This is a genomic window from Arthrobacter sp. SLBN-122 (assembly GCF_006715165.1).
In the GTDB taxonomy this organism is placed as follows: Bacteria; Actinomycetota; Actinomycetes; order Actinomycetales; family Micrococcaceae; genus Arthrobacter.
Map to the genome: position 1 here is coordinate 668236 of NZ_VFMS01000001.1, position 23582 is coordinate 691817.

General features: G+C 66.6%; 24 protein-coding genes and 1 tRNA gene. 12 read left to right on the forward strand and 13 right to left on the reverse strand.

Annotated elements, in window-relative coordinates:
* Positions 1–162 precede the first annotated feature (162 nt).
* Positions 163–816 carry an MOSC domain-containing protein gene (locus FBY36_RS03085; protein ID WP_142117291.1) on the reverse strand — a complete coding sequence of 218 codons (654 nt, stop codon included), beginning with the start codon at positions 814–816 and terminating at the stop codon, positions 163–165.
* 193 nt (positions 817–1009) lie between these two features.
* Here FBY36_RS03085 and FBY36_RS03090 point away from each other — a divergent pair, with 193 nt between their 5' ends.
* Genes FBY36_RS03090 through FBY36_RS03105 form a run of 4 tightly spaced genes read left to right on the forward strand, consistent with a single transcriptional unit; the run spans position 1010 to position 5527 of the window.
* On the forward strand, positions 1010–1630 hold the full coding sequence (locus FBY36_RS03090; protein WP_200830556.1) for a Tat pathway signal protein: 621 nt from the start codon (positions 1010–1012) through the stop codon (positions 1628–1630).
* Between the two features lie 3 nt (positions 1631–1633).
* Positions 1634–2845, forward strand: coding sequence for a glutathionylspermidine synthase family protein (locus tag FBY36_RS03095; RefSeq protein WP_142117293.1), 1212 nt, complete (start codon positions 1634–1636; stop codon positions 2843–2845).
* A gap of 13 nt (positions 2846–2858) precedes the next feature.
* Positions 2859–4355 (forward strand): APC family permease, encoded by a 1497-nt coding sequence (locus FBY36_RS03100; RefSeq protein WP_142117294.1) that lies wholly within the window; start codon positions 2859–2861, stop codon positions 4353–4355.
* Positions 4352–5527, forward strand: a complete 1176-nt coding sequence (locus tag FBY36_RS03105) for an acyl-CoA dehydrogenase family protein (RefSeq protein WP_142117295.1) — start codon at positions 4352–4354, stop codon at positions 5525–5527. The genes FBY36_RS03100 and FBY36_RS03105 overlap by 4 nt, the downstream gene beginning before the upstream one ends.
* A gap of 7 nt (positions 5528–5534) precedes the next feature.
* Here FBY36_RS03105 and FBY36_RS03110 read toward each other — a convergent pair whose 3' ends face one another.
* From FBY36_RS03110 to FBY36_RS03140, 6 genes are all read right to left on the reverse strand, one after another.
* Positions 5535–6305, reverse strand: a complete 771-nt coding sequence (locus tag FBY36_RS03110; protein ID WP_142117296.1) for an SDR family oxidoreductase — start codon at positions 6303–6305, stop codon at positions 5535–5537.
* Between the two features lie 25 nt (positions 6306–6330).
* On the reverse strand, positions 6331–7686 hold the full coding sequence (locus tag FBY36_RS03115; protein ID WP_142117297.1) for an MFS transporter: 1356 nt from the start codon (positions 7684–7686) through the stop codon (positions 6331–6333).
* Complete coding sequence (locus FBY36_RS03120) at positions 7683–8189, reverse strand: winged helix-turn-helix transcriptional regulator (RefSeq protein WP_142117298.1); 507 nt, start codon at positions 8187–8189, stop codon at positions 7683–7685. Before FBY36_RS03120 ends, FBY36_RS03115 begins: the two co-directional genes overlap by 4 nt.
* A 51-nt stretch (positions 8190–8240) precedes the next feature.
* Positions 8241–9404, reverse strand: coding sequence for a cystathionine gamma-synthase (locus tag FBY36_RS03125; RefSeq protein ID WP_142117299.1), 1164 nt, complete (start codon positions 9402–9404; stop codon positions 8241–8243).
* A gap of 20 nt (positions 9405–9424) precedes the next feature.
* Complete coding sequence (locus FBY36_RS03130) at positions 9425–10810, reverse strand: cystathionine beta-synthase (RefSeq protein ID WP_142117300.1); 1386 nt, start codon at positions 10808–10810, stop codon at positions 9425–9427.
* Positions 10811–11026: 216 nt separating this feature from the next.
* Positions 11027–11431, reverse strand: coding sequence for a VOC family protein (locus FBY36_RS03140; protein WP_142122453.1), 405 nt, complete (start codon positions 11429–11431; stop codon positions 11027–11029).
* Positions 11432–11619: 188 nt separating this feature from the next.
* On the opposite strand from FBY36_RS03140, the gene FBY36_RS03145 reads away from it, so the two are divergent.
* The 4 genes from FBY36_RS03145 to FBY36_RS03160 all read left to right on the forward strand — a co-directional run bounded on the left by FBY36_RS03145 (position 11620) and on the right by FBY36_RS03160 (position 15363).
* Entirely contained in the window at positions 11620–12603 is a 984-nt protein-coding gene (locus tag FBY36_RS03145; protein ID WP_142117302.1) for a DNA-3-methyladenine glycosylase family protein, read from the forward strand.
* A gap of 143 nt (positions 12604–12746) precedes the next feature.
* A complete protein-coding gene (locus FBY36_RS03150; RefSeq protein WP_142117303.1) occupies positions 12747–13358 on the forward strand; it encodes a hypothetical protein in 612 nt (203 codons plus the stop codon).
* Positions 13359–13432: 74 nt separating this feature from the next.
* Entirely contained in the window at positions 13433–14926 is a 1494-nt protein-coding gene (locus FBY36_RS03155; protein WP_142117304.1) for a C2 family cysteine protease, read from the forward strand.
* A 119-nt stretch (positions 14927–15045) separates the two neighbouring features.
* Positions 15046–15363 (forward strand): hypothetical protein, encoded by a 318-nt coding sequence (locus tag FBY36_RS03160; protein WP_142117305.1) that lies wholly within the window; start codon positions 15046–15048, stop codon positions 15361–15363.
* 126 nt (positions 15364–15489) lie between these two features.
* Here FBY36_RS03160 and FBY36_RS03165 read toward each other — a convergent pair whose 3' ends face one another.
* Positions 15490–17166 (reverse strand): AMP-binding protein, encoded by a 1677-nt coding sequence (locus FBY36_RS03165; RefSeq protein WP_142117306.1) that lies wholly within the window; start codon positions 17164–17166, stop codon positions 15490–15492.
* 103 nt (positions 17167–17269) lie between these two features.
* Here FBY36_RS03165 and FBY36_RS03170 point away from each other — a divergent pair, with 103 nt between their 5' ends.
* On the forward strand, positions 17270–17548 hold the full coding sequence (locus tag FBY36_RS03170; RefSeq protein ID WP_142117307.1) for a putative quinol monooxygenase: 279 nt from the start codon (positions 17270–17272) through the stop codon (positions 17546–17548).
* Between the two features lie 67 nt (positions 17549–17615).
* Here the strand turns inward: FBY36_RS03170 and FBY36_RS03175 are convergent, their stop codons facing one another.
* Together FBY36_RS03175 and FBY36_RS03180 are read right to left on the reverse strand one after the other, a co-directional pair.
* A complete protein-coding gene (locus FBY36_RS03175) occupies positions 17616–18053 on the reverse strand; it encodes a thioredoxin family protein (protein WP_142117308.1) in 438 nt (145 codons plus the stop codon).
* Between the two features lie 93 nt (positions 18054–18146).
* Positions 18147–18701 (reverse strand): acyl-CoA thioesterase, encoded by a 555-nt coding sequence (locus tag FBY36_RS03180; protein ID WP_142117309.1) that lies wholly within the window; start codon positions 18699–18701, stop codon positions 18147–18149.
* 457 nt (positions 18702–19158) lie between these two features.
* Here FBY36_RS03180 and FBY36_RS03185 point away from each other — a divergent pair, with 457 nt between their 5' ends.
* Positions 19159–20163 (forward strand): LysM peptidoglycan-binding domain-containing protein, encoded by a 1005-nt coding sequence (locus FBY36_RS03185; RefSeq protein ID WP_142117310.1) that lies wholly within the window; start codon positions 19159–19161, stop codon positions 20161–20163.
* 90 nt (positions 20164–20253) lie between these two features.
* On the opposite strand, the gene FBY36_RS03190 is transcribed toward FBY36_RS03185, so the two are convergent.
* The 3 genes from FBY36_RS03190 to FBY36_RS03200 form a co-directional block, all read right to left on the reverse strand.
* Positions 20254–20679, reverse strand: coding sequence for a CBS domain-containing protein (locus FBY36_RS03190; RefSeq protein WP_142117311.1), 426 nt, complete (start codon positions 20677–20679; stop codon positions 20254–20256).
* A 619-nt stretch (positions 20680–21298) separates the two neighbouring features.
* Positions 21299–21380 (reverse strand) — tRNA-Tyr (locus tag FBY36_RS03195).
* Positions 21381–21547: 167 nt separating this feature from the next.
* Positions 21548–21802 carry a hypothetical protein gene (locus FBY36_RS03200; RefSeq protein ID WP_142117312.1) on the reverse strand — a complete coding sequence of 85 codons (255 nt, stop codon included), beginning with the start codon at positions 21800–21802 and terminating at the stop codon, positions 21548–21550.
* A gap of 186 nt (positions 21803–21988) precedes the next feature.
* Here FBY36_RS03200 and FBY36_RS03205 point away from each other — a divergent pair, with 186 nt between their 5' ends.
* Positions 21989–22480, forward strand: coding sequence for a YajQ family cyclic di-GMP-binding protein (locus FBY36_RS03205; protein ID WP_142032167.1), 492 nt, complete (start codon positions 21989–21991; stop codon positions 22478–22480).
* A 226-nt stretch (positions 22481–22706) separates the two neighbouring features.
* Complete coding sequence (efeU, locus tag FBY36_RS03210) at positions 22707–23567, forward strand: iron uptake transporter permease EfeU (RefSeq protein ID WP_142117313.1); 861 nt, start codon at positions 22707–22709, stop codon at positions 23565–23567.
* Positions 23568–23582: the final 15 nt, after the last annotated feature.

Here is a 23582-nt window from a genome sequence, read left to right on the forward strand (position 1 = left end):
GGGCCCCAACACTTGCCAGTCCTGCCTCAAAAATTGGGCAGGAATAAGGGATTTCCGGAGTGGGGGATGTTTCAAGTGTAAGGGATGGACGCCAGTGACCGCCAATTCAGGGTCCGACGGCGGCGGTGAGCTTGCGCACACAACCCGCCCAGGGCGGGGGTGCTACTGCCCCAGCCGACGCAGCAGCACCTCGAACTTGGTGTGGTATTCGTCCTGGAGCCTGATCTCGCCGTCGGCCTCTGCACGGCGGAGGGCCTCGATGACCTCCGCGTCCGGCGCGCTGAACCATCTGCCGATGGTGACGCCGTGCCGCGGCACGAACGTCCGTTCGATGGTGTCGCCGGCCCCGATGCTGCCGGTGCGGATGACGCGCAGGTACGTCCCCACCCGCCCCTCGTCGGTGAACCGCTTCACCCACTGCGGCTCCTTCATGCGGCGCTGGAACGTGGCGCAGGGGGTGCGTGGGGAGGTGACTTCGAGTTCGACGCCGGTCCCCACCTTCCAGCGTTCCCCGATGACGGCGTGGGTGGCTTCGATGCCGGACACCCGCAAGTTCTCGCCGAAGGAGCCCGGCGGCAGTTCCCGTCCCAGGGTCCCGGCCCAGAAGTCGGCGTCGGCCTGGGAGTAGGCGTAGACGGCCTGGTCCTCCCCGCCGTGGTGCGCCCTGTTTGCCTGGATGTCGCCGCGCAGGCCCAGCTTGTGGACCTTCACGGGCCCCTTTGCCGGGCGCTTGTCGATGGCCGTGACGCCAACGTTCCCCTGGTCCCCGATCAATTGGTGGACACGGCAGACGGCGAGGACAGAACCTGATTCCATGGCATCAGTCTAGGGTTCTCTCCTGCCGCCGCCCGGTGATGCTGCCATGGGCACTTCTCCCCCGCCTTCGAGCGCGGTTCTACTCGCAGCCGGCCGGCGCAGGGATTACGCTGATCCGAGGATTGCAATGGGGGTGCAGCGCTGTGCCCAATTCACGTGGACAACTGAAGGGGACGCTGTGGATTCAAACACCATGGACCCGAACGAGGACCCCAACAAAGCGCAGGACAAAGGGCCGGGCGGAGCCTCCGGGCAGGAGCCTCCGGAATCCGGCGCGGGCACCACCGCCAAGCCTCCGCCCTGGCAGGTCCCCAAGCCGGACCTGCGCCCCGAGCTTCTCAATGAACCCGTCACCCCTGTGGACCCGTTCGCACGGGAGCGGGAAAAACAGCTGAACGAGGCGGCCGCCCGGAAGAAGCGTTCCCAGCGGCGCACGGTGGTGGTGGGCCTGGGCGTGACGGCACTCCTGGCCGGAACCATCACGGCGGTGGTGGCCAGCAATGAGGACGACCCCGAATACGCACAGGTGTGCTTCAACGACGAAACCGGCGAGCGCGTGGAGGACAGGAACTGCGACAGTTCGGCAGGGAGGGGTGGCGGGATCTACGCCTGGTATTTCTTCTCCCGTGGCGCCTATGTCCCGCCGATAGGGCAGAACCGGTCAACCGCGCCCAATTTCACCAGGACTGTTCCCAGCGGGGCCAAGGCCTCCACCGGCTACAGCAGCCAGGGCGGCACTGTCAGCCGCGGAGGTTTCGGCTCCAGCGCCAAGAGCGGCTCAAGTGGTGGCGGCGGCAAGGTTTCGGGAGGCTGACGGATGAAGAGGATGTTGTCCGAGCCCCGTCCCGGCTGGAAGCAGAAGATCGAAGAGCAGGGCCTGGTATTTTCCACCACCACCATGGATGACGGGCGCCGGATCGAGTACTGGAACGAATCCGCGTACTACGAATTCACCATGGACGAGGTGGAGACCCTTGAGGTGGTGGCCGAAGACATGCACCGGATGTGCCTGGAGGCCGCGAAATTCCTGGCCACCGGCGCCATGGGCAGCATCGGCATTGGCCCGCAGGCCCTGGAACTGGCGGCTGACTCGCTGCAGGCCGGCGACGTGGATGTGTACGGCCGGTTCGACTTCATCTATGACGGCCGGGGCGGTCCGGCCAAGATGCTCGAATACAACGCCGACACCCCCACCGGACTCATCGAGGCCGCCGTCGCCCAATGGTTCTGGCTGCAGGACGTCCACCCGGAGAAGGATCAATGGAACGGCATCCATGAAGCCCTGATCCGGCAGTGGAAGAAGTTCCAGTACCGCACCGGCATGAGCACCCTCCACGTTGCCCATTCGGAGGTGGAGGAATCAGGCGAGGACTGGATGACCGCGGCCTACATGCGCGACGTCGCCAGCCAGGCCGGGTGGACCACCATTGGGATCAATATGTCCGATATCGGCTGGGACCCCAACCTGAACCGCTTCGTGGACCTGGATAACTTTCTGATCAGCACCATCTTCAAGCTCTACCCTTGGGAGCTGATGATGAGGGAGGAATTCGGGCCCCGCCTCCTGGAGCGGGCGCACAACCCCCGCTGGGTGGAGCCTGCCTGGAAGATGCTGCTCTCCAACAAGGCCCTGCTCGCCGCCCTGTGGCACCTCTACCCCAACCATCCCAACCTGCTGCCTGCCTACCTCACCGATCCGGGGCCGCTGAAGGAATGGGTGGCCAAGCCCCTCCACGGCCGCGAAGGCGACAACATCCGGATCCATGCGGGTGGAATCAGCTTGGAACAGCCCGGCGGCTATGGCCGTGAGGGCTGGTGCTACCAGCAGTACCACCCACTGCCGGACTTCGACGGCAACCACCCCGTCCTGGGCCTGTGGGTGGTGGACGGCGAGTCCGTGGGCTGCGGCATCCGGGAATCGGACGGGCCGGTCACCGACTACTTCTGCCGCTTCGTCCCCAACACCATTGACGCGCCGGCGCCGCTTTCCGCGGTGACCGATACCACCAAGGCAGGAATCGTTCTATGAAACCGGTGACAGCATGAGCACGGACATGACGACGACGGGCGGCCCCGGGCGCGGGACCGGCACCCCGGTGCCCGCCAAGGGGTTGCGGGCCGGCATCCTGGACCTGGGCGACTCGGTGATGCTGGGCCTGGCCTCCACCGCTCCGGTCTATTCGCTGGCCGCCACCCTGGGCCTCATCGTGGCAGTCAACGGCAACTACACTCCCCTGATCCTGCTGCTGGGCTTCATTCCGGTCCTGTTCATCGCCTACGCCTTCCGCGAGCTCAACAGCGCCATCCCGGACTGCGGCACCACCTTCACCTGGTCCCGCCGGGCCTTCGGCCCCTGGGCGGGCTGGCTGGGCGGCTGGGGCGTGGCACTTGCCGGCATCGTGGTCCTGGCCAACCTGGCACAGGTGGCAGGACAGTATCTGTGGCTGCTGGTTGGCGACGGGTCCCTGGCGGAGAACAAAGTACTGGTCACCGGCACAGGGCTGGCGTTCATCATCCTCATGACCCTGGTGAACTACCGCGGGATCCGGCTCGGCGAGCACGTCCAGCGGGTGCTGACCTACGTTCAGTACATTGCCCTGGGCATCTTCGCGCTTGCCATTGTGGTGCGGATCGTGGGCGGGGCGCCCGAGGGGCAAGCCTTCGACCTCGAGTGGTTCAACCCCGCAGCCGCCTTCGCCGATCCCGGTGCCGTGGTGCACGGGGCGCTGCTTGCCCTGTTCATCTACTGGGGCTGGGACACCTGCCTTGCCGTGAACGAGGAGACCGAGAACCCGTCCACCACCCCCGGCCGCGGCGCCGTGATTTCGGCGTTCGTCCTGGTGGCAATCTACGTATCCGTGGCCCTGCTGGTGATGATGTACGCCACCGTGGGCTCCGAGGGGATCGGCCTGGGCAACGAGGCCAACCAGGACGACGTGTTCCTGGCCATGAAGGACGTGGTGCTGGGCCCATGGGGCTGGCTGATCGTCGTCGCGGTTCTGGCGTCTGTCCTGTCCTCCACCCAGACCACCATCCTGCCCACGGCCCGCGGAACGCTCTCCATGGGTGTCCACGGGGCGCTGCCGGCAAAGTTCGCGGAGGTGCACCCGCGAAACCAGACGCCGGGTTTTTCCACCCGGGTGATGGGCGGCGCGGCGGCGGCCTACTACGTGGCCATGAGCTTCCTGAGCGAAAACCTGCTGGCTGACTCCATCAGTGCCATCAGCCTGTTCATCGCGTTCTACTACGCGCTGACCGGCTTCGCCTGCTTCTGGTACTTCCGTGGAACGCTTCGGGAATCGGCGCGCAACCTCTGGTTCCGCGGCGTCCTGCCCCTGGCCGGGGCGCTGCTGCTGACCGCGGCGTTCTTTATCTCGGCGGTGCAGATGTGGGACCCGGCCTACGGTGACACCCGGATCTTCGGCGTCGGCGGTGCCTTTGTGAGCGGTGTGCTGCTGCTGGCGCTGGGCGTGGTCCTCGCCGTCGTCTGCCGTTTCCTGCCGTCCACCCGCGGCTACTTCGTAGGGAAACAGTCATGACGGCCGGCCCGTCCGACGTCCTGGACCTGGATTCCCTGCTCTCGGCCGGGGAACTGGAACTCCGGCAGAAGGTCCGTGACTTTACCAACCAGCGGATCAAGCCGGAGATCGCCCGCTGGTATGACGACGCCTTCTTTCCCCTGGACCTGGCCCCGGAGCTCGGTGAACTCGGGGTCCTCGGCATGCACCTGGAGGGCTACGGCTGCCCCGGCCGGTCCGCCGTCGAATACGGCCTCGCGGCGATGGAACTGGAGGCCGGCGATTCCGGCATCCGCACCTTCGTGTCCGTCCAGGGCTCGCTGGCCATGACGGCCATCCACACCTGGGGGTCCGAAGAGCAGAAGCAGGAGTGGCTGCCGCGGATGGCCGCCGGGGAGGTGATCGGGTGCTTTGCCCTGACTGAGCCCACCGCCGGTTCGGATCCCGCCGCCATGGCCACCTTTGCTGAGCGGGACGGCACTGGCGAGGACGCCGGCTGGGTGCTCAACGGCGCCAAGCGCTGGATCGGGTTGGCCTCCGTGGCCGGTGTGATGGTGGTGTGGGCCATGACGGACGACGGCGTGCACGGCTTCCTGGTGCCGGCCGGTACTCCCGGGGTGACCGCCACGCCCATCCAGCAGAAGCTGTCGATGCGCGCCTCCATCCAGTGCGATGTGGTGTTCGACGGCGTCCGGCTGGGTCCCGAGGCCCTGCTCCCGGGTGCGCGCGGGCTGCGTGGCCCATTCACCTGCCTGAACGAGGCCCGGTACGGGATCGCCTGGGGGGCCTTGGGCGCGGCCCGGGACTCCTACGAGGCTGCGCTGGCGTACTCGCAGGAGCGGCTGCAGTTCGGCAAGCCGCTGGCCGGCTACCAGCTCACGCAGGAAAAGCTGGTGAACATGCTGGTGGAAATCCAGAAGGGCACCCTGCTGGCGCTGCACCTGGGCCGGCTCAAGGATGCGGGAAGCATCCGGCCGGAGCAGATTTCGCTTGGCAAGCTGAACAACGTCCGGGAAGCGATTGCTGTGGCGCGGGAGGCGCGGTCCATCCTGGGCGGCAATGGCATCACCACGGATTACTCACCGCTGCGGCATGCCGCGAACCTGGAGTCGGTCCGGACGTATGAGGGCACGGACGAGGTGCACACCCTGATCCTCGGCCGGCACATCACCGGCCTGGACGCCTTCCACTGATCTTCGGTTAGGCCGAGAAGCCGCCGTCGGCCTTGATCAGCTGCCCGGACACCCACCGGCCGGCCGGGGACAGAAGGAACGCCACGGTCCCGGCGACGTCGGCCGGGGTGCCCAGCCTGCCGGTGGGCTGGCGCGCGGTGAGCTCCGCGCGGATCTCCGGGGTCATCCAGCCGGTATCCACCGGCCCCGGGTTGAGCACGTTCGCCGAGATCCCCTGCGGACCCAGCTCGCGGGCCGCGGCAATCACGATCCTGTCCAGGGCCCCCTTCGAGGCACCGTAGGGAAGGTTGAACGCCGTGTGGTCACTGGTCAGCGCAACGATCGCACCGCCGTCGTCCGTTGTCTGCCGTGCAAAGGCAGCAATCAACTGCCAGCTGGCGCGGGTGTTAACCGCGAAGTGCCGGTCAAAGGACTCCACGCTGGTGTCCAGCACGCCTGAATCCACCGACTCCGCGTGGCTGAGCACCAGGCCCTGCAGCGGGCCGGCCAGCTGCGCGGCCTCCGCCACGAGCCGGTCCGGGACGCCGGGGTCCTGGAGATCGGCTGACAGGACATGGACCTTGGCGCCGATGGCCTCCAGCTCGGCGGTGAGGCGGACCACGTCCTCGGGTTCGCTCCCCCAGGGCATGCGGGCGTCGTAGTCGGCCCAGTAGGACAGCGCCAGGTCCCAGCCGTCTGCCGCGAGCTGCCGGGCAATGCCGGCGCCGATGCCGGCCAGCCGCCCTACACCGGTGACCATGGCAACGGGGCGGGCAGGGACGGGTGTGACGGGTTCCATCGGACCAGCCTAACGGGGGCCTGCTTCAGGCCGCTGCCGGCTCCGCTTCCCGCGAACTGCGGTTCCGGCGGATGGTGGCACTGATGACCGCGGCAATGGTGCACATGGCGGCTGCCCCGAACCAGGCGTAGGTGTAGTGGCCGGTGGCGTCCCGCAGGGCGCCGGCGGCGATGGCTGCCGCGGCGGCGCCCAGTTGGTGGGCCGCGAAGACCCAGCCGAAGACCACGCTGCCGTCAGCGCCGAACGTTTCGCGGCAGATGGCGGCCGTGGGGGGAACGGTGGCCACCCAGTCCAGGCCGTAGATCACGACGAACACGATGATGCTGGGCTGCACCTCGGCGTTGAGCAGCAGCGGGAGCACCAGCAGGCCGATGCCGCGGAACTGGTAGTAGACGGCCAGCAGGATGCGGGGGTTGAAGCGGTCGGTCAGCCAGCCTGAGGCGATGGTTCCGATGATGTCGAAAATTCCGACGACGGCGAGCAGCCCCGCGGCGGTGGTTTCGGGCATGCCGTGGTCATGGGCGGAGGGGATGAAGTGGGTGCCGATCAGGCCGTTGGTGGTGGCGCCGCAGATGGCGAATCCGGCCGCGAGCGCCCAGAATGTGCGTACCCTGCTGGCCCGCTTGAGGACCTGGAGGGCCCGGACGGCGGCGTTGCTGCGCCGGCCATCTTCCGGAGCTTTTGTGGAGCCTGCCGGGTCTTCAACGGTCATCACTTCCGCGCCATACGGCAGCACTCCGGCGTCGGCGGGTGAGTTCTTGAGGAACTTCAGCACCAGCGGGACCACGGCGAGCGCACCGGCGGCGATCAGCAGGGAAGCCTGGCGCCACCCCGGATCCTGCGCGAGGAGGGCGATGAAGGGCAGGAAGACCAACTGGCCGGCGGCGCTGCCGGCTGTCAGGATGCCGATAACCAGTCCCCGGCTTTTCGCAAACCAGTTGTTGGCGATGGTGGCGGCGAAGACCAGGGCCATGGAGCCGGTCCCGAGCCCGATCAGCAGGCCCCACGTCAGCAGGATCTGCCAGGACTGGTTGACCAGCACCGTCAGGGCGCTGCCGGCACCGATCAGCACCAGGGCCGTTGCGGTGACAGCCCGGATGCCGAACCGTTCCATCAGGGCAGCGGCGAACGGGGCCGTGAGGCCGAAGAGCACCAGGTTGATGCTGACGGCTGCCGAGAGGACCGTGGTGGACCAGCCGAACTCCTGCTGGAGCGGAACCATGAGGACGCCGGGGGCCGCCCGGAATCCGGCTGCTCCCACCAGGGCAAGGAAGGCCACGCCGGCGACGGTCCAGGCCGGGTGCAGGCGCCGGCGCGGGCCGTTCGGCTGAAGGGCGACCGCCGCTGGAATGTCGGCTGTTTCTTTAGGCAGAGTGCTCACGAAACCGCTCCCGTCCCCGATGCGGTGGATAACGGGATGGGCTGGTCGGACCTGGACCGGCTGTGCCAGCTGGTGTTGGCGGCCGTCAGCCGTTCGCCACACCGGGTGCAGGTGTCCGCCGAGGTGGTGGGTTCCCCGCAGCCGGTGTGGATCACGTACAGGTGCGCCTGGTCCGAGGGCGCGGGCAAGTGCTTTTCGGCCCAGATGGTGACCGCGTTCAGGACCGGGAGCGCGTCCTCACCCTTGGGAGTGAGCACGTACTCGTGGCGTGTGCGGCCGCCGTCGTCGTATGCCTTCCTGGCCAGCAGCCCGGACTCAACCAGGCCTGCCAGGCGTTTGGTGAGCACCGAGTCCGCCACCTCCAGCCGGTTCTTCATGGCGTCGAAGCGGCCGTTTCCGAAGAACACCTCGCGCAGCACCAGGATGGACCAGGGGTCGCCGAGGATGTCCAGGCCGCGGGCCATGCTGCAGCTGCGTTGGGACCAGTCGGAGCGAAGAGGCATAGGGAAAACCCTAGCTGGCTTCTTTCAAGAAAGCCATACCCCAGCAACGCGTTACGGGATGGCGGAGAAGGCCTGGTCCAGGTCGGCGATCAGGTCCTCCACGTCCTCGATGCCGCAGGACAGCCGGAGCAGGTTGACCGGGACGGCCAGCTCGGTGCCCTTGACTGACGCGTGGGTCATTTCGGAGGGGTAGTTCATGAGGGACTCGATGCCGCCCAGGGACTCCGCGAGGGTGAACACCGAGGTGGATTCCGCCACCTTCCGGGCCGCCGCCTCACCGCCCTTGAACTGCACGGAGACCATCCCGCCGAACTTCCGCATCTGCTTCTTGGCGAGCTCGTGGCCGGGGTGGGTGGGCAGGCCCGGATACAGGACGGCCTCCACCTCCGGGCGTTCCAGCAGCCATTCGGCCACGGCCTGGCCGTTCTCGCTGTGCCGGTCCATGCGGACGCCCAGGGTCTTCAGGCCGCGCGTGGTCAGGAACGCGTCCATGGGCCCGGACACGGCACCGACGGCGAACTGCACGAAGCCGATCTTCTCCGCCAGCTCCGCGTCCTTCACCACCACGGCACCGCCCACCACGTCAGAGTGGCCGCCGATGTACTTGGTGGTGGAATGGACCACGACGTCGGCGCCCAGGGCGAGCGGGGTCTGCAGGTAGGGGGACGCGAAGGTGTTGTCCACCACCAGGAGGGCCCCGGCGTCGTGCGCGATGTCCGCGAGCGCCGCGATGTCGGTGATCTTCATCAGCGGGTTGGAGGGCGTCTCCACCCACAGGAAGCGGGTCTTGTGGGAGGCCACGGCGTCGCGGACCATGTCCAGGTTGGCCATGTCCACGGGGGTGTTGCCGATCCCCCAGTCGCCGAGCACCCGGCTGATCAGCCGGTAGGTGCCGCCGTAGGCGTCGTTACCCAGCACGATGTGGTCCCCGGGGCGCGTGAGAGCGCGGATGAGGGCGTCCTCCGCGGCCAGGCCGGAGCTGAAGCTGTAGGCGTGGGTGCCCAGTTCCAGCGCCGCGAGCTGTTCCTGCAGCGCGTCCCTGGTGGGGTTCCCGCCGCGCCCGTATTCGTAGCCGCTGCGCAGACCGCCAATCCCGTCCTGGGCGTAGGTGGAGCTGAAGTGCAGCGGCGGCACCACGGCCCCGGTGCGGGGCTCAAACTCCTGGCCGGCGTGGACGGCGCGGGTATTGAAACCTTGGTTTTCAGAGGCAGGCATGGGTGCTCCTTTATGCAGAATCAGTTGCTGAGGTAGGCCAGCAGGTCGTGCCGGGTGAGGATGCCAACGGGTGCACCCACGAACGTGACCATCAGGGTGTCCGTGTCGGACAGCAGTTCCCTGGCAGCGGAGATGGTTTCCAGCGATCCGATGACGGGCAGCTTGGGGCCCATGTGCTCGGAGATCTTGTCCGTCAGCTTGGCTTCGCCGCGGAACAGCTTGGCGGTCAGCGTACGCTCGTCCACCGCGCCGAGGACCTCGCCCATGACCACCGGCGGTTCCTGCGACAGCACCGGGATGTGGCTGACACCGAACTCGTTCATGATGTTGATGACGTCGCGGACCGACTCGTTGGGGTGGATGTGGACCAGGTCGGGCAGTTCGCCGTTCTTGGACTTTATGACCTCCCCCACCGAGGTTTCCTCGCCGCCGGAGAGGAAACCGTAGGAGCGCATCCACTGGTCGTTGAAGATCTTGGCCAGGTAACCGCGTCCGGAGTCGGGGAGGATGACCACGACGACGGCGCTTTCCGGCAGGTCCCGCGCCGCCTGGAGTGCGGCTACTACGGCCATTCCGGAGGAACCGCCCACCAGCAGCCCCTCTTCCCGGGCCAGCCGGCGGGTCATGGCAAAGGAATCGGCGTCGCTGACGGCGATCACGTCGTCCGGGATGGTCTTGTCGTAGTTCGCCGGCCACATGTCCTCGCCGACGCCCTCCACGAAGTAGGGCCGCCCGGTGCCGCCTGAGTAGACCGAGCCCGCGGGGTCCGCGCCGATGATATGGACCACGCCGCCGTCGGACTCCGGCCGGTCCGCCGAGACCTCCTTGAGGTACCGCCCGGTGCCGGTGATGGTGCCGCCCGTGCCGGCGCCGATGACGCAGTGCGTGACCAAGCCGTCGGTGTCGCGCCAGATTTCCGGGCCTGTGGTCTTGTAGTGGCTGCCAGGTGCGGCCGGGTTGGAGAACTGGTCAGGCTTGTAGGCGCCCGGGGTCTCCCGGGTGATCCGGTCCGAGACGCCGTAGTAGCTTTGCGGGCTGTCCGGCGGGACGGACGTGGGCGTGACCACCACTTCCGCGCCGTACGCCTGCAGCACGGCACGCTTGTCCTCGCCCACCTTGTCCGGGACCACGAAGATGCACTTGTAGCCCTTCTGCTGGGCCACCAGTGCCAGGCCCACCCCGGTGTTGCCGGAGGTGGGCTCAACGATGGTGCCGCCGGGCTTCAGCTTGCCCTCGCGTTCGGCGTCCTCAATCATCTGCGCCGCGATGCGGTCCTTGATGGATCCGCCCGGGTTCAGGTACTCAAGTTTGACCAGGACAGTGGCTTTGATGCCTTCGGTCACATGGTTGAGTTTGATGAGCGGGGTATTGCCGATGAGGTCCAGGATGGACTGGGCGTACTTCATAGGTACAAAGCTACCGCTTCCTGCGCGGCGCTCCCTGCCCGGGGTGCGAGGATAGGCCGGTGAAGCAGTTCGCATGGCTCAAAGCCGCCCGGAGCTACCTGCTGCCCGGCGCCGCCGTGGCGGCAGGGCCTGGTGGCCATAACGCTGACGGTGCCCCTGGCCGTCCTGGCGCTGTGGCTGGTCTCCGGGATGCCGCGAACGGCCCAGCAGCCGAAGTCAGGTGTCCCGGCGTGGTTCCCCTTCGGCGGGCAGATTCTCCCAGAGCCCCATCACGTTGCCCTCGGAATCCTTGAAGTAGGCCGTGTAGCCCATGCCGGGAATCTCGTTTTTGGGCATGACCACCGACCCGCCCAGCTGCTCAACCCTCTTCAGCGTCGCGTTGATGTCCGGGACGTCCACGGTGATGACCGGGTGGGTGATCTGCCCCTCCCTGGCCATCATTCCGCCGTTGATGGCACCGGCCGCCACCGGCTGGCCGTTGTCATCCATATCCGCGGTGATGACCATGCTGTAGTCCATCCCCGGCACCGGTTCTATCCGCCAGTCCAGCGCTTCCTGGTAAAACTTCCTGGCCCGCTCCCGGTCATCCGCCGGGATCTCGAAATGCACTACTCCGCCCATCGTGGCCCTCCTGCCGCGTCCGATGCGGCCCAATTGGTTCCGCACCACGGAGTGGATTCTAGGGTTTGCGCGCCCGCGGAATTAGGGCCGTTCTGCCTTTGCTTCCGGCCGCATTCCTGCCCTGGGTTTACTGCCAGGTCCGCCCGGATGTCCCGCTGCTGTCAGTGGTCCGTGGGACGATGGAAGACATGACGATTGCAGAGGCACCTCCCCGGCTGGCAGCCGCGGCGGACGTGTCCCTGCGGTGGTATCCGGAGGCCCCCTACAGCCTTTCCCGCACCCTTGGGCCGCTCCTGCGCGGCAACAGCGATCCTTCCTTCTGCGTGCAGGGTGACGTCATCTGGAATGCGTTGACGACGCCGGCCGGCCCGGCAACCATGCGGCTCGCCCCGGCGGGCGGCGAAGCAGGCGGGCCCCTGGTGGACATCCAGGCGTGGGGCCCCGGCGCCGCTTCGGCGGTGAAGGCAGCGCCCCGGCTCCTGGGGGCCGACGACGACTGGCGGGGTTTCGATGAACCGTCCTTCCATGCCACGCTGCCGCGCATTGTGCGGGAAGCCCGGCTCCGGAGCCGGGCGGTCCGGCTGCCTTCAAGCGGCCGCATGGTGGACCAGCTGGTCCCGATCATCCTGGAACAGAAGGTGACGGTGATCGAGGCCCGGCGTGCCTACCGCTACCTGGTGCACCGCTACGGGACTCCGGCGCCCCCGGCCGGGACGTCCACGCCGCCCACCCTGGTCGTGGCACCGACGGCCACCCAGTGGCTGCAGGTTCCCAGCTGGGAGTGGCACAAGGCCGGGGTGGGACCGCAGCGCTCCGCCACCGTCATGCGCGCCCTGCGTTCCGCCGCCGCGCTTGAACGCCTCGCGGCGCTGCCGGCGCTGGAGGCAGCGGAGAAGATGCAGGTCATCCCGGGGATTGGGGCGTGGACCGCGGCCGAGGTGGTGCAGCGCACCCACGGCTGCCCAGACTCGATCTCGGTGGGCGACTACCACCTCGCGGCCTACGTGGGGGCCGCACTGACCGGACGCCGGACCGACGACGCCGGGATGCTCCGCCTTTTGGAGCCCTGGCGGGGGCACCGCCAGCGCGTGGTCCGGATGATCCAGGCCACGGGCTTCCGCAAGCCCGCCTTCGGCCCGCGGATGACCATCCAGGACCACCGGGGGCACTGACCTGCACGGCACTTCCGGCCGCCTGGAAACGCTTGATCTCCGTGCCAGAGGGTACGGAACCGGTATAGGGCGCTCCGCGGGGTGCCACACCCGTCCGGTTGGACGGCACCAGGCTGGCAGGCAACGTCGACCGAAAGGATCCCATGAGCTCCGAAACAGGCAGCACCGACCCAAACTCCGAGGCTGTGCCCGGAACGTCGCAGGATCCCGCCGTCCTGGATCCGGACGCCCAGGATCCGGACGCAGAGGAGAAGCTTAGGCTGCAGCTGGCCATCTTCGACGTGTCGCGCGACGCCGGAGGCAGGGGCTTGCAGGAGATCCGGGAAATGCTGCTGTCAGCCTTTGCCGCCCGGGGCGTTGCGGCACCGCCTGCAACTTGGGTGGAGTCCGTGGCGTCCTCGGCGTTTTACGGTGAGCCCTACATCATCGACTACCCCACGGCCATAGCAGCCGACGATCTGGAACCGGCCCCGAACCCGGAGGTCCGCGAGCGGCTCGCCGCCCGGCGGGAACTGCGCGAGGTGCAGCTCCCACCCGGAATCTTTCCCTCCCAAGAGGAGTGGAATATCCGTGCCAACGAGGTCACCAGCGCGGACCGGGGACGCGGCGGGCGAGCTGCCCTCCGAGCCCTGAAGGCACCTGAAGGCCTCTCCCGGCAGCTCTTGGCAGCGGTAGGGCTGGCAGGAGTCGTCCTGGCTGCCCTTGCGATTATCCAGTTATCACGCCGCACCTCCAGGGTCTCCCTGGAGGGCTAGGGGCAGTTCTCCCCATCCCGCCTTTGTCCGCCGCCGCATAAGCTGTTGGAGGCTGGGACTGATTTGGGGGAACAATGGCAGGCATTTATGGGGCGGACGTCGCCCAACTTCGCGCCCTGGGAAAGGCCCTGACGGCCTCCTCGGCGCGCCTGGCGTCCACCGGGACGGCGCTTTCGAGGGACGTGCGCGACCCGGGCCAGTGGAAAGGGGCCGACGCCGAGGCGTTCCGGAACGACTGGGCCGGTACCCACAGCCTCCTGCTGGGCAAAGTCGTCGAGGCGCTTGCGGAAGCCGGGAAAGCGGCCGGGCGGCACGCGGATGAGCAGGAACTCGCCAGCGGCGCCGGTGGCACGGCAAGCCGGACCAGCGCTGCTGGAGGCCCCGCCAGCAAGGACCGCGGGGATTCGACAGCCGAGTATCTGACCGGCGGGGAGCATTCTGTGGCTCGCCACCCCGACCGGGGCGAAGCCAACCTGGCCGCGCCGGAATTGGACAGGCTCCGGGGCCTGGTCAGGGCCGCTGCGTCGAGCAGCAACTTCTTTGTGGGCAACGATACGGACGTCAACGAACTCCGTGATGCCCTGGCCGGGCTCAAGCCGGCCCAGCTGAACCAGCTGCTGGAGTCGTTGACCGACGATGAGATCCGCAGCCTGGGCAGCGGCGCCGCAACCGACGGCAAGGGCCTGTTCAACGGCGAGGGAACTACTCCCTTCGAACGGCAGCAACTGCTCGACCAGCTCTTGTCCAAGGCGTCAAGGGAGCACGTGCGCCGGCTGAAAGACCTCATCCCGTGGGCACAGCCGGATGGAACAGCAATGGGAGACGCTGCCAGGCCCGGCGGCCCAGACCCCAGCGGCCCCGACCAGTGGGTGGAGCCCAAGTGGCCAGTAATCGGGCAACGCCCGAGCACTGACGACATCAAGCAGGGCCAGTACGGGGACTGCGTGGTTCTGGCAGCCGCCGGGGCCATGATCAATGCGGATCCCGGCTGGGCCCGCGAGCACGTGACAGACAACGGCAACGGAACCGTTTCTGTCCTGTTGTTTGACAAGAACGGGCAAGAGCAGTGGGTGAGCGTCACCTCCGACCTGCCGGCGAACAGCAAGGGCACACAGATGGGCGCCAAGGCGGGTTTCGGCGGCAACTGGCCGGCCTACGTGGAGAAAGCACTGGCACAGGTATACACCGAAGACGACAACAATGATGGCGCTAAGGAAGGCACGCCCCCGGATCAGGCGTACCCGCCGGGTAACTACCGCGCCATCGAAGGCAACTGGGGACCGGATGCATTCCAGTACCTGGCGGGACCAAACATAGCGCGCACATCTGCTGCCGATGATGTGTGGGAGGCGGTCAGACAGGGGCGCCCCGCTTTGGTGACCACCCTCGCCGACCTGCCCCAAGGTGCCCCAGAGGGTTATCACACCAGCCACGCCTACTTCGTTACCGGTTTGGATGCGGAAGGAAATATTCTCCTGCGGAACCCCTGGGGTTCGCAGTACCCGGTCCTGGCCGTGACGCCACAGGACTTCAAAGACAAGTACCAAGACGCATCGGTGGTGCGCTGATGGGACTTCTGCATCGGTTTCACCGTCTGGGAGCTGTCGCCCTCCTGACCGTGGGCACAGGAGCGTGCTCCCCCAGTCCATCCACAGATCCCACGCCCGTTTCCACTGAGGAGCCCACAATGACTGACAGCTGCACTGGATCAGGCGCCTACCGTATCGTCCCTTCAATTCCCGGGTCATGGCCGCTGCTTCCCGATTCCAGCAAGGGCGACAAGTTCACGCCGACTGTGGGGCTGGCTGGCACGAAGGCCTCTGCCTCCCCTGCAACGGCCGACCTCTCACTGGCTGCCGACGCCCCGGATCCCACTCCGGTCTACTTCCATGACCTCAGGCTGGGCTCCGAAGCAGCGATGAACGGCTACACGATCAGGATCACCTCGATCTGCGACGGCGAAGTCCGCTTCGACCTGGTGCAGCAGCCCGATGGACAATCCTGAGGCCGGTCGGCTCATGGCGCGAACTTCGGAGGCGTGGGGCTGGCTCCTTGTCCTGGCTACACCATCAAAATCACCTCAATCTGCGACGGCGAAGTCCTGTTCGACCTGGTGGCGCAGCCCGGATAGTCAGAGCCCCAGCCGGGCCACTGCTTCCTCGCGCATCTGGACCTTGCGGATCTTTCCCGAGACCGTCATGGGGAAACTCTCGCGGACTTCCACGTAGCGCGGGATCTTATAGTGAGCCAGCCGCCCCCGGCAGTACTCGGCGAGCGTCCCGGCGTCCAGCGGCCCGGCCCCCGGCTTGAGGATGATGCAGGCCATCAGCTCCTCGCCGAACCTGGCATCCGGGACCCCGATCACCTGCACGTCCTGGATGTCGGGGTGTGTGTACAGGAACTCCTCGATTTCGCGCGGGTAGATGTTTTCGCCGCCCCGGATCACCATGTCCTTGATCCGGCCCTCCACCACCACGTATCCGTCGTCGTCCATCCGGGCAAGGTCGCCGGTGTGCATCCACCCGTCGGCGTCGATCGCCTCGGCCGTCTTGTCCGGCTGGTTCCAGTACCCTGCCATCACGGCATAACCGCGGGTGCAGAGCTCGCCGATCTGCCCGCGCTCCAGTTCCTCCCCGGTGGCAGGGTCCACGATCCGGCTCTCCAGTTGCGGCATAGTCCTGCCCACGGTCTCCGTGCGCTGCTGGAGCGTGTCCCCCTTGCGGGTCATGGTGGAGACGGGCGAGGTCTCGGTCATGCCGTAGCAGATGGCCACATCCACCATGTGCATCTCCGAAATCACCCGGTTCATCACCTCGATGGGGCACAGCGAGCCCGCCATCACCCCGGTGCGGAGCGTGGACAGGTCATAGGAGCCGAAGTCCGGCAACGCGAGCTCGGCAATGAACATGGTGGGAACCCCGTAAAGGGAGGTCCCGGCGAAGTCCTGCACTGCCTCCAGCGCGGCCGCCGGCGAGAAGCCCCGCCCCGGGATGATGGTGGCGGCGCCGTGGCTGAGCGCATTGAGGTTGCCGATGACCATGCCGAAGCAGTGGTAGAACGGCACGGGGATGACCACGCGGTCCCGCTCGGTGTACCCCAGCAGCTCGCCGATGGCGTAACCGTTGTTCAGGATGTTGTGGTGCGTGAGCGTGGCACCTTTGGGGAATCCGGTGGTCCCGGACGTGTACTGCAGGTTGATGGGATCGTGCGGGTGGAGGTCGGCCATGCGGGCCTTCAGGGCAGCGTGGCCGACGTCGTCCGCGCGCCTGAGCAGCTCGGCGTACGTGAGTTCGGCGTCGCTTTGGGGGTTGCCTGCTGCCAGCCCGTCCAGGCCGTGGTCCGGGAGGAAGACGAGTTCCCGCAGGTCCGGGCAGGTCAGCAGGGCCTGCCGTGCCATGGCCACGTAGTCGCTGTTGGTGTCCGACGGCGCCGTGAACAGCATGCGCATGCCGTTCTGCTTGACCACGAATTCCAGTTCGTGGCTGCGGTAGGCCGGGTTGACGTTGACCAGGATGGCGCCCGCCTTGGCGGTGGCGTACTGCAGCAGGGTCCATTCGGCGCAGTTGGGGCTCCAGATGCCCACCCGCTCCCCCTTGGCGATGCCCAGGGCGAGGAGCGCACGCGCCAGCCGGTCGACGTCGTCGTTCATCTTGGTGTAGCTCCAGCGGCGGGCATCGGCGCCCGGCACCGGCGCGGCCTCAATCAGGGCATCATGGAGGGGGAACTGCGCGGCCACGCGCTCAAAGTTCGCACCAATGGTTTCCTCCAGGAGCGGGACGTCAGTGTCCCCGGCTGTATAAGCACGCATGATGGCACGCTACCAACAGGATCCCGGCAGGAGAAGGAGGACAGGCGGGGGAAACGGCCGCAACAGAACGGGGCGACTCCGCAGCCCCGGTATTGTGAAATCCATGAGTGCACCCATTGACCTGATAGCAACGTTCATCCCCAACGAAGGCGAGTTCTTCCGCGTCAAGCTGGCCCTGGAAATCGCGATCGATGAGGTGGTGAACGAGCAAGGCTGCATCCGTTACGAGTTGACCGAAGCCACGGAGGAAAAGCTGGTCCTCACCGAACAGTGGGCGTCCGAGGAGGACCTGGACAAGCATTCCAAGGGCACCGCCGTACAGGACCTGAACGAGTCGCTCAGCGCGCTGCTGGCCGAACCGGTCAAGGTGGAACGCGTCTGACGCGGCCTTAACGCAGGAATGCGGGACCTCCTGAGGGAGGTCCCGCATTCCTGTTTAATACCGGGTCTTAGAAATCGGGGATCTGGGTGCCGTCCTGAGTGGTGTCGCGGGGGCCGGATGGCTGGCTGGCCGCGGTGGCCGCTTCCTCACGCTGGCGGGCCACATGGGCGTGGACCTCGTCCATGTCCAGTGCCTTCACCGCGTCCACCACCTGTTCCAGCTGCTGGGCGTTCAGCGCGCCGGGCTGCGAGAACACCAGCACCTTTTCGCGGAAAGCCATCAGTGTGGGGATGGAGGTGATGCCTGCCTCCGCCGCGAGCTGCTGCTGGGCTTCGGTGTCCACCTTGGTGAAGAGGACGTCGGGGTGCTTCTCCGAGACTGCTGAGTATGTGGGGCCGAACTGCTTGCAGGGACCGCACCATTCTGCCCAGAAATCGACCAGGACAATATCGTTGCCTTCGATCGTGGATGCGAACTGTTCACCTGTGATGTCGAGGGTAGCCATGTGTCTACGCTACGCGCCACGGCCGCGGCTGTCGCCCGTGTTCGCTCCCCGCGTCATCGGGAATAGGGGAAAGTACGACGCCGGCACGCGGGTTCAGCGGCTGGCGTTCCACAGGTGCGGGGCCGGGGTGCGGCTGCCGGGGAGGGCGCTGGAGGCGCGCCATTCGTGGATCCATTCGGGGAGCACCAGGTCCGCGGGCGGGGCCCCGAACTCCGCCATGATCTCCTCCTGGCTGACCGGTCCGGCCTTGGTGACCAGCCGGGTGGCGATGTAGGCACGTGCGTAAATCTCGCCGTCGGCCACCATGCGCTGCTCAAAGAAGATCGCCTTGGTGTCCAGCCCGATGATCCTGGTCTCGATCGTGTAGTCCTGCCACAACTGGAGGGATTTGCGGAAGGAGATGGTTTCCGCGGACACCACCGGGGTCCAGCCGCGGCGGCGCATCCGCTTCCAGACGCCGCTGCGCACCATGAGGTCGAACCGGCCCAGGTCCATCAGGGACAAGTACATGCCGTTGTTGACGTGCATGGCGACGTCGATGTCCGTGGGCAGGACACGCAGCGGCAGGGATGACGGGTCCCATACGGTCAGCGGTGGACGCCGGGCGGAACGGACGAGCATGAGCAGTGTTCTCAGGAGCAGGTGCATGCCCCCATGTTACCCGCCGGTAACTTGGTCCCCGCCTACCCTGCCCCTGCCGTCACTCCGGGCACATGCCTGGTAGTGGGCCTGCCTGTTCCGGGCCCGACAATGGCAGGCAGCTGGCAAGTATTGGCCCTCCGGCGGCTGAGTAGCTTCGCTGCCACAGGGCGGGTACCGGCCCCGGAAACTCGGGTATTTCCTACTGGTGCCCCGGCCTTGGGGCAGTTCCTAGACTCGAAATTCCTAGGACCAACACGCACTGGCAGGTCCCCCGGGTGGCTTCCGGAAGTTCCTGCCTTCACGCGGAGTTCCGCATTTTCTGGGTATGCGGATGCCTCCAACCTGTGCCGCCTGCGGCTCCGGCAACTGCCGGGGCCGGCGGTGCAATGACTTCTCCATCCGTCCGGCACACCGGCGTGCAGCAGCACAGCCGGGCTGGACCGAACCCAGATGGGCCAATTCCATGAGCCAGCCTTTCCACCCCTCCCCCGACGGCACCAGCAGAAGCTTCGCCACCGACGAACCGCGGACCGACCTCAACACCGGCCGGCCGGTCATCAGCAACAGGCTGTGGGCCGGAATGGCCACGGCGGCCGTTGTGGCGGCGGTGGGCGTGGGCGCACTGGCCGCACCCACGACTTTCAGCGGAGGTACGACGGCGGCTGCACAGGTGGCAGAGGCCGCCTCACCGGCGTCGCCAAGCGCCGCAGCCGAACCAGCCACGGAGGCCGGGTCATCCGCCGATCCGGGTGCGGTATCGGCGGTGGCGGCACAGGCTGCTGCGCCGGCAGCTGAGGCTGCCCCCGCCCCGGCTCCAGCCGAACCAGCACCGGCGGCACCGGCGCCGGAACCAGCACCCGCCCCCGAACCTGCCGGTGACCCCAACCTGTACACGGTGGCGCCCGGTGACACGGTGGGTGTGATCGCCGCCAGCCATGGCGTGGACATGAACGCCATGCTCGCCGCAAACGGGCTCAGCGCCTACAGCACCATCTACCCTGGCCAGACGCTCCTGCTGAACGGCCCACCCGTGGCAGTGGCTGCGCCGGCTCCGGCTGCGGCGCCTGCCCCTGCCGCCGCGGCACCCCCTCCCGCCGCGGCACCAGCACCGGCGCCGGTTTTCGTGCCCGCAGCACCTGCAATCCGGACCATTTACGTTGCAGGCTCCGGCGGCCAGTCCATGGTTGACGCGTGCATCGGGCCCATCCACTACACGCCCAACGACGGCTACTCACTCTTCATCACGGAGCATGACTTCTGCGGCGGGTGGGCCAGGTTCTCCGGAATCGGCGTGGGTGAGACGGTCAGCATCCCCGGCTATGGAACCTTTACCGTCACGGGGCGCGGGACAGTCCCCAATCCCGGAACCACCAACGACGTCATTTCAGTGTTCGGCGGTTTCCCCCGGGCGATCCTGCAGACTTGCATCCCCGGCACCAGCCAGATGCTCCTGATCGCCCTGAACTGAATGCAGTGAACTGATATTTCCAAAGCTTGTCCGCGGGTCCGAACCTTCAAGGGGTGGATCCGCGGACAAGGCCATGCTGCGCTGCCGCCGCTACACCCCGTGGCGCTCCGAGATGTGTTCCAACAGTTCCCCCACGCGCTGTTCGGAGTAGTTGCGTGCAATGTCGCCCTGGCTGATGATGCCAACGAGCTTGTGGTCGGAGATCACCGGGAGCCGGCGGATCTGGTGCTTTTCCATCATGTCGATGGCTGCATCCACATTGGCGTCGGCGTCGACGCAGTACGGCTTGCCGGAGGCGAGGTCGCGGGCCATCATCTGGCCCGGGTCACGGCCGGCGGCGACGCACTTGAGCACAATGTCGCGGTCGGTGATCATGCCTTTCAACTTGCCGTCATCCCCGCAGATGGGAAGGGCGCCGCAGTCGAGGTCCATCATCATCCGGGCGGCGTCCACAAGGGACTCGCTTTCACGGATACATCTCGCATCCGTGGTCATGAATTCGCGTACAGCACTCATTGAATCCTCCTTCATCGATGGAAATATCGACGCAGGGCATCGAGGCAGGTGCGCCGATTCTGCCAGACTACGCCCGCACCCACACGGTGTCGACGGCGGATTGGCAACGTCTGCAGGCGGCCTCCACAGCCTGCCCGGAGACAAGAAAAGGGGCTCGAAAAAGCCTCCGGAACCTGGTGGTTCCGGAGGCTTGATCGGACTCTGGCCAGCGCCCCCTTCCCAGCCATGCGAGAGGCCCCGTGGCATTGGGGGTCGCCGCGGGGCCTCTCTGGGACGTCCTCCCAAATGGGGGAAAATGGGAAGCCGCCTCCACAAAGTTACTGGCGTGAACCAACACCAGCAACATGCAATTTCGCAGGTCGGGCCTGCATCCGTACAGATCCATATCTGTCCGCCGAAGCTACTTTGCCTTGGGAGACTTTACCGGCCGAACTACCTCCAGGAGGATCCGCCTTCCGCATCTCTTCTACTGTCAGATCAGGCGTGGCTTCCTGTTCGCTTCACTAAAACGTGGGAGCGCAGCGGTGTGCTTACAACCGTGCCCACGAAGCAATAAAAAGACCCGCCCGGACCTCCGAAGAGATCCGAACGGGTCTATGTTCCCGGAAATCCGGGAGGGTGGCAGATGAGGGATTCGAACCCCCGTAGGCGTTGCCAGCTGATTTACAGTCAGCCCCCTTTGGCCGCTCGGGTAATCTGCCGAACTTCAAAAGAAGTACCCGCTGATGCAGTGTTCGGAAGGGTCCGTTTCCGGTCCGTTCCGCTTCAGTAACCGCGGGCAAGACAACTTTACAGAACTTCCGCCGAAGAATCGAATCGGGGCATGGTCGGCCGCAAAAACCTTGCAACGGCGCGGAAAATCGGCGGTTTAGGCCTCGCCCAGGATGCGACCGGCCAGCTTGGCCTCGAAGCTCAAGGCCTGCTCCTCGGTGATCTGATTCAGCTGCACAGCCCGCTGCAGGTCCGCCCGCACCCCGTCCATGCGGGAGGACGCATCTGCCACCGGGCTGAAGATGATGGAAGCGGCCACTGCTGCCGCCGCCACCGAGGTTGCCGCCGTGGCTACCGCCCCGGCTGCTGCTGCGGTGGTCCGGGTGACGTAACGGGCGGCTTTGCGGTGCATGGCGTTCCCTTCAGACTGGGGTACAACTGCTCCAACTCTCACCGACGCTCCTTCGTTCCGCCGATGCGTCCGCTGAGAGGGAACTGTGAATGCGCGGCCCCCATCCCCCGGGGCATCCGTATTAGGCTGGATGGCAGTGATCCAGGCCCTGTCCCCGCGCAGGGCTCCCATCAACAAAGGAGAGTCATGGCAGGCGAGTCAACGTTCGACGTCGTAAGCAAAGTGGACAAGCAGGAAGTGGCCAACGCGCTCAACCAGGCCCAGAAGGAACTCGCCCAGCGCTACGACTTCAAGGGCGTCGGCGCCGAGGTGGACTTCAGCGGCGAGAAGATCCTCATGAAGGCCAACTCCGAGGAGCGCGTCCTGGCGGTCCTGGACGTACTGCAGTCCAAACTGATCCGCCGCGGAATTTCGCTGAAGTCCCTGGACGCCGGCGAGCCCTACGCCTCGGGCAAGGAGTTCCGCCTGGAGGCATCCATTAAGGAAGGCATCGCCCAGGACCTGGCCAAGAAGATCAACAAGCTGATCCGCGACGAGGGCCCCAAGTCCGTGAAGTCCCAAATCCAGGGCGATGAACTGCGGGTTTCCTCCAAGTCCCGTGATGACCTGCAGGCTGTGATGGCGCTGCTGAAGGACTTCGACGAGGCCGACCTGCAGTTCGTGAACTTCCGCAGCTAGCCCTCCCCGCCGTCATATCCGGCACACCATTCACGCTGCGCTTTAAGGCCGGCGCGCCCGAAGCAGGTGCGCCGGCCTTTTGCGTGCCAGGAGGTACTTCACGCGCGCGTGCTGCCAAAGTAACCTGCGCGCAATTACCGCACGTTTAGTTTGCGTAATAGCGCGCGCCGGGTAACCTCTTCCTTAGGCCTGCCTAAGTAAGGCTTACCTGAGTGAAAGAATATCCATGACTGCCAACTTCCTGATCGGCCTGCGCGAAGGACTCGAAGCCACCCTGGTGATAGTCCTCCTCATGGCCTACCTGGCCAAGACGGACCGCCGCCACCTCATCCCCCGGCTCTGGGCCGGCGTTGCCGCGGCTGTGGCCGTTTCGGTTGGATTCGGGGCCCTCCTGACCTTCGGTCCGAAGGGGCTCACCTTTGAGGCGCAGGAGGCGATCGGCGGTGGACTCTCCATCCTCGCCGTCGGCCTGGTGACGTGGATGGTCTTCTGGATGGCACGCACCGCCCGGACGCTCGGAAGTGACCTGAAATCACGCGTTGACAGGTCCACGGGCGGAGCCGGCTGGGGCCTGGCCGTGGTGGCCGCCATTGCCGTGGGACGTGAAGGACTTGAAACGGCGCTCTTCCTCTGGGCCGCGGCCAAAGCCACCGGCGAATCCACCCAGCCGCTGGTCGGCGCCCTGCTGGGCCTGGCAGTTGCCGCCGGCCTCGGTTATCTGCTGCACCGTGGCGTCCTCAAGGTCAACCTCTCCCGGTTCTTCACCTGGACGGGCGCGGCCCTGATCGTCATCGCCGGCGGCGTCCTGTCCTACGGCATCCACGACCTCCAGGAGGCCCGCCTCCTTCCGGGGCTGCACTCCCTGGCGTTCGATATCAGCGGCGCAGTCCCGCCGTCGTCCTGGTACGGCACCCTGCTCAAGGGCACCCTGAATTTCTCCCCGGCCACCACCTGGCTGGAAGCTGCCGCGTGGCTCCTGTACGTGGTGCCCGTACTGTTCCTCTACCTGTGCATCAACCGCAAAGCCCAGGCCGGCCCCGCCGCTTCCGGCACCAACGCTGCCGTCAAGGCCGCAGCAGCCGTCTGACCCTTCATCCCCGCC

Bases quoted from the DNA above. Each gene is read 5' to 3' on its own strand.
- FBY36_RS03145 (WP_142117302.1), top strand. From the start codon at position 11,620: ATGACGATTGCAGAGGCACCTCCCCGGCTGGCAGCCGCGGCGGACGTG.
- FBY36_RS03120 (WP_142117298.1), bottom strand. From the start codon at position 8,189: ATGCCTCTTCGCTCCGACTGGTCCCAACGCAGCTGCAGCATGGCCCGC.
- FBY36_RS03150 (WP_142117303.1), top strand. From the start codon at position 12,747: ATGAGCTCCGAAACAGGCAGCACCGACCCAAACTCCGAGGCTGTGCCC.
- FBY36_RS03165 (WP_142117306.1), bottom strand. From the start codon at position 17,166: ATGCGTGCTTATACAGCCGGGGACACTGACGTCCCGCTCCTGGAGGAA.
- FBY36_RS03205 (WP_142032167.1), top strand. From the start codon at position 21,989: ATGGCAGGCGAGTCAACGTTCGACGTCGTAAGCAAAGTGGACAAGCAG.
- FBY36_RS03130 (WP_142117300.1), bottom strand. From the start codon at position 10,810: ATGAAGTACGCCCAGTCCATCCTGGACCTCATCGGCAATACCCCGCTC.
- FBY36_RS03175 (WP_142117308.1), bottom strand. From the start codon at position 18,053: ATGGCTACCCTCGACATCACAGGTGAACAGTTCGCATCCACGATCGAA.
- FBY36_RS03170 (WP_142117307.1), top strand. From the start codon at position 17,270: ATGAGTGCACCCATTGACCTGATAGCAACGTTCATCCCCAACGAAGGC.
- FBY36_RS03155 (WP_142117304.1), top strand. From the start codon at position 13,433: ATGGCAGGCATTTATGGGGCGGACGTCGCCCAACTTCGCGCCCTGGGA.
- FBY36_RS03095 (WP_142117293.1), top strand. From the start codon at position 1,634: ATGAAGAGGATGTTGTCCGAGCCCCGTCCCGGCTGGAAGCAGAAGATC.
- FBY36_RS03110 (WP_142117296.1), bottom strand. From the start codon at position 6,305: ATGGAACCCGTCACACCCGTCCCTGCCCGCCCCGTTGCCATGGTCACC.
- FBY36_RS03180 (WP_142117309.1), bottom strand. From the start codon at position 18,701: ATGCACCTGCTCCTGAGAACACTGCTCATGCTCGTCCGTTCCGCCCGG.
- FBY36_RS03140 (WP_142122453.1), bottom strand. From the start codon at position 11,431: ATGGGCGGAGTAGTGCATTTCGAGATCCCGGCGGATGACCGGGAGCGG.
- FBY36_RS03185 (WP_142117310.1), top strand. From the start codon at position 19,159: ATGAGCCAGCCTTTCCACCCCTCCCCCGACGGCACCAGCAGAAGCTTC.
- FBY36_RS03085 (WP_142117291.1), bottom strand. From the start codon at position 816: ATGGAATCAGGTTCTGTCCTCGCCGTCTGCCGTGTCCACCAATTGATC.
- FBY36_RS03090 (WP_200830556.1), top strand. From the start codon at position 1,010: ATGGACCCGAACGAGGACCCCAACAAAGCGCAGGACAAAGGGCCGGGC.
- FBY36_RS03160 (WP_142117305.1), top strand. From the start codon at position 15,046: ATGACTGACAGCTGCACTGGATCAGGCGCCTACCGTATCGTCCCTTCA.
- efeU (WP_142117313.1), top strand. From the start codon at position 22,707: ATGACTGCCAACTTCCTGATCGGCCTGCGCGAAGGACTCGAAGCCACC.
- FBY36_RS03200 (WP_142117312.1), bottom strand. From the start codon at position 21,802: ATGCACCGCAAAGCCGCCCGTTACGTCACCCGGACCACCGCAGCAGCA.
- FBY36_RS03125 (WP_142117299.1), bottom strand. From the start codon at position 9,404: ATGCCTGCCTCTGAAAACCAAGGTTTCAATACCCGCGCCGTCCACGCC.
- FBY36_RS03190 (WP_142117311.1), bottom strand. From the start codon at position 20,679: ATGAGTGCTGTACGCGAATTCATGACCACGGATGCGAGATGTATCCGT.
- FBY36_RS03100 (WP_142117294.1), top strand. From the start codon at position 2,859: ATGAGCACGGACATGACGACGACGGGCGGCCCCGGGCGCGGGACCGGC.
- FBY36_RS03105 (WP_142117295.1), top strand. From the start codon at position 4,352: ATGACGGCCGGCCCGTCCGACGTCCTGGACCTGGATTCCCTGCTCTCG.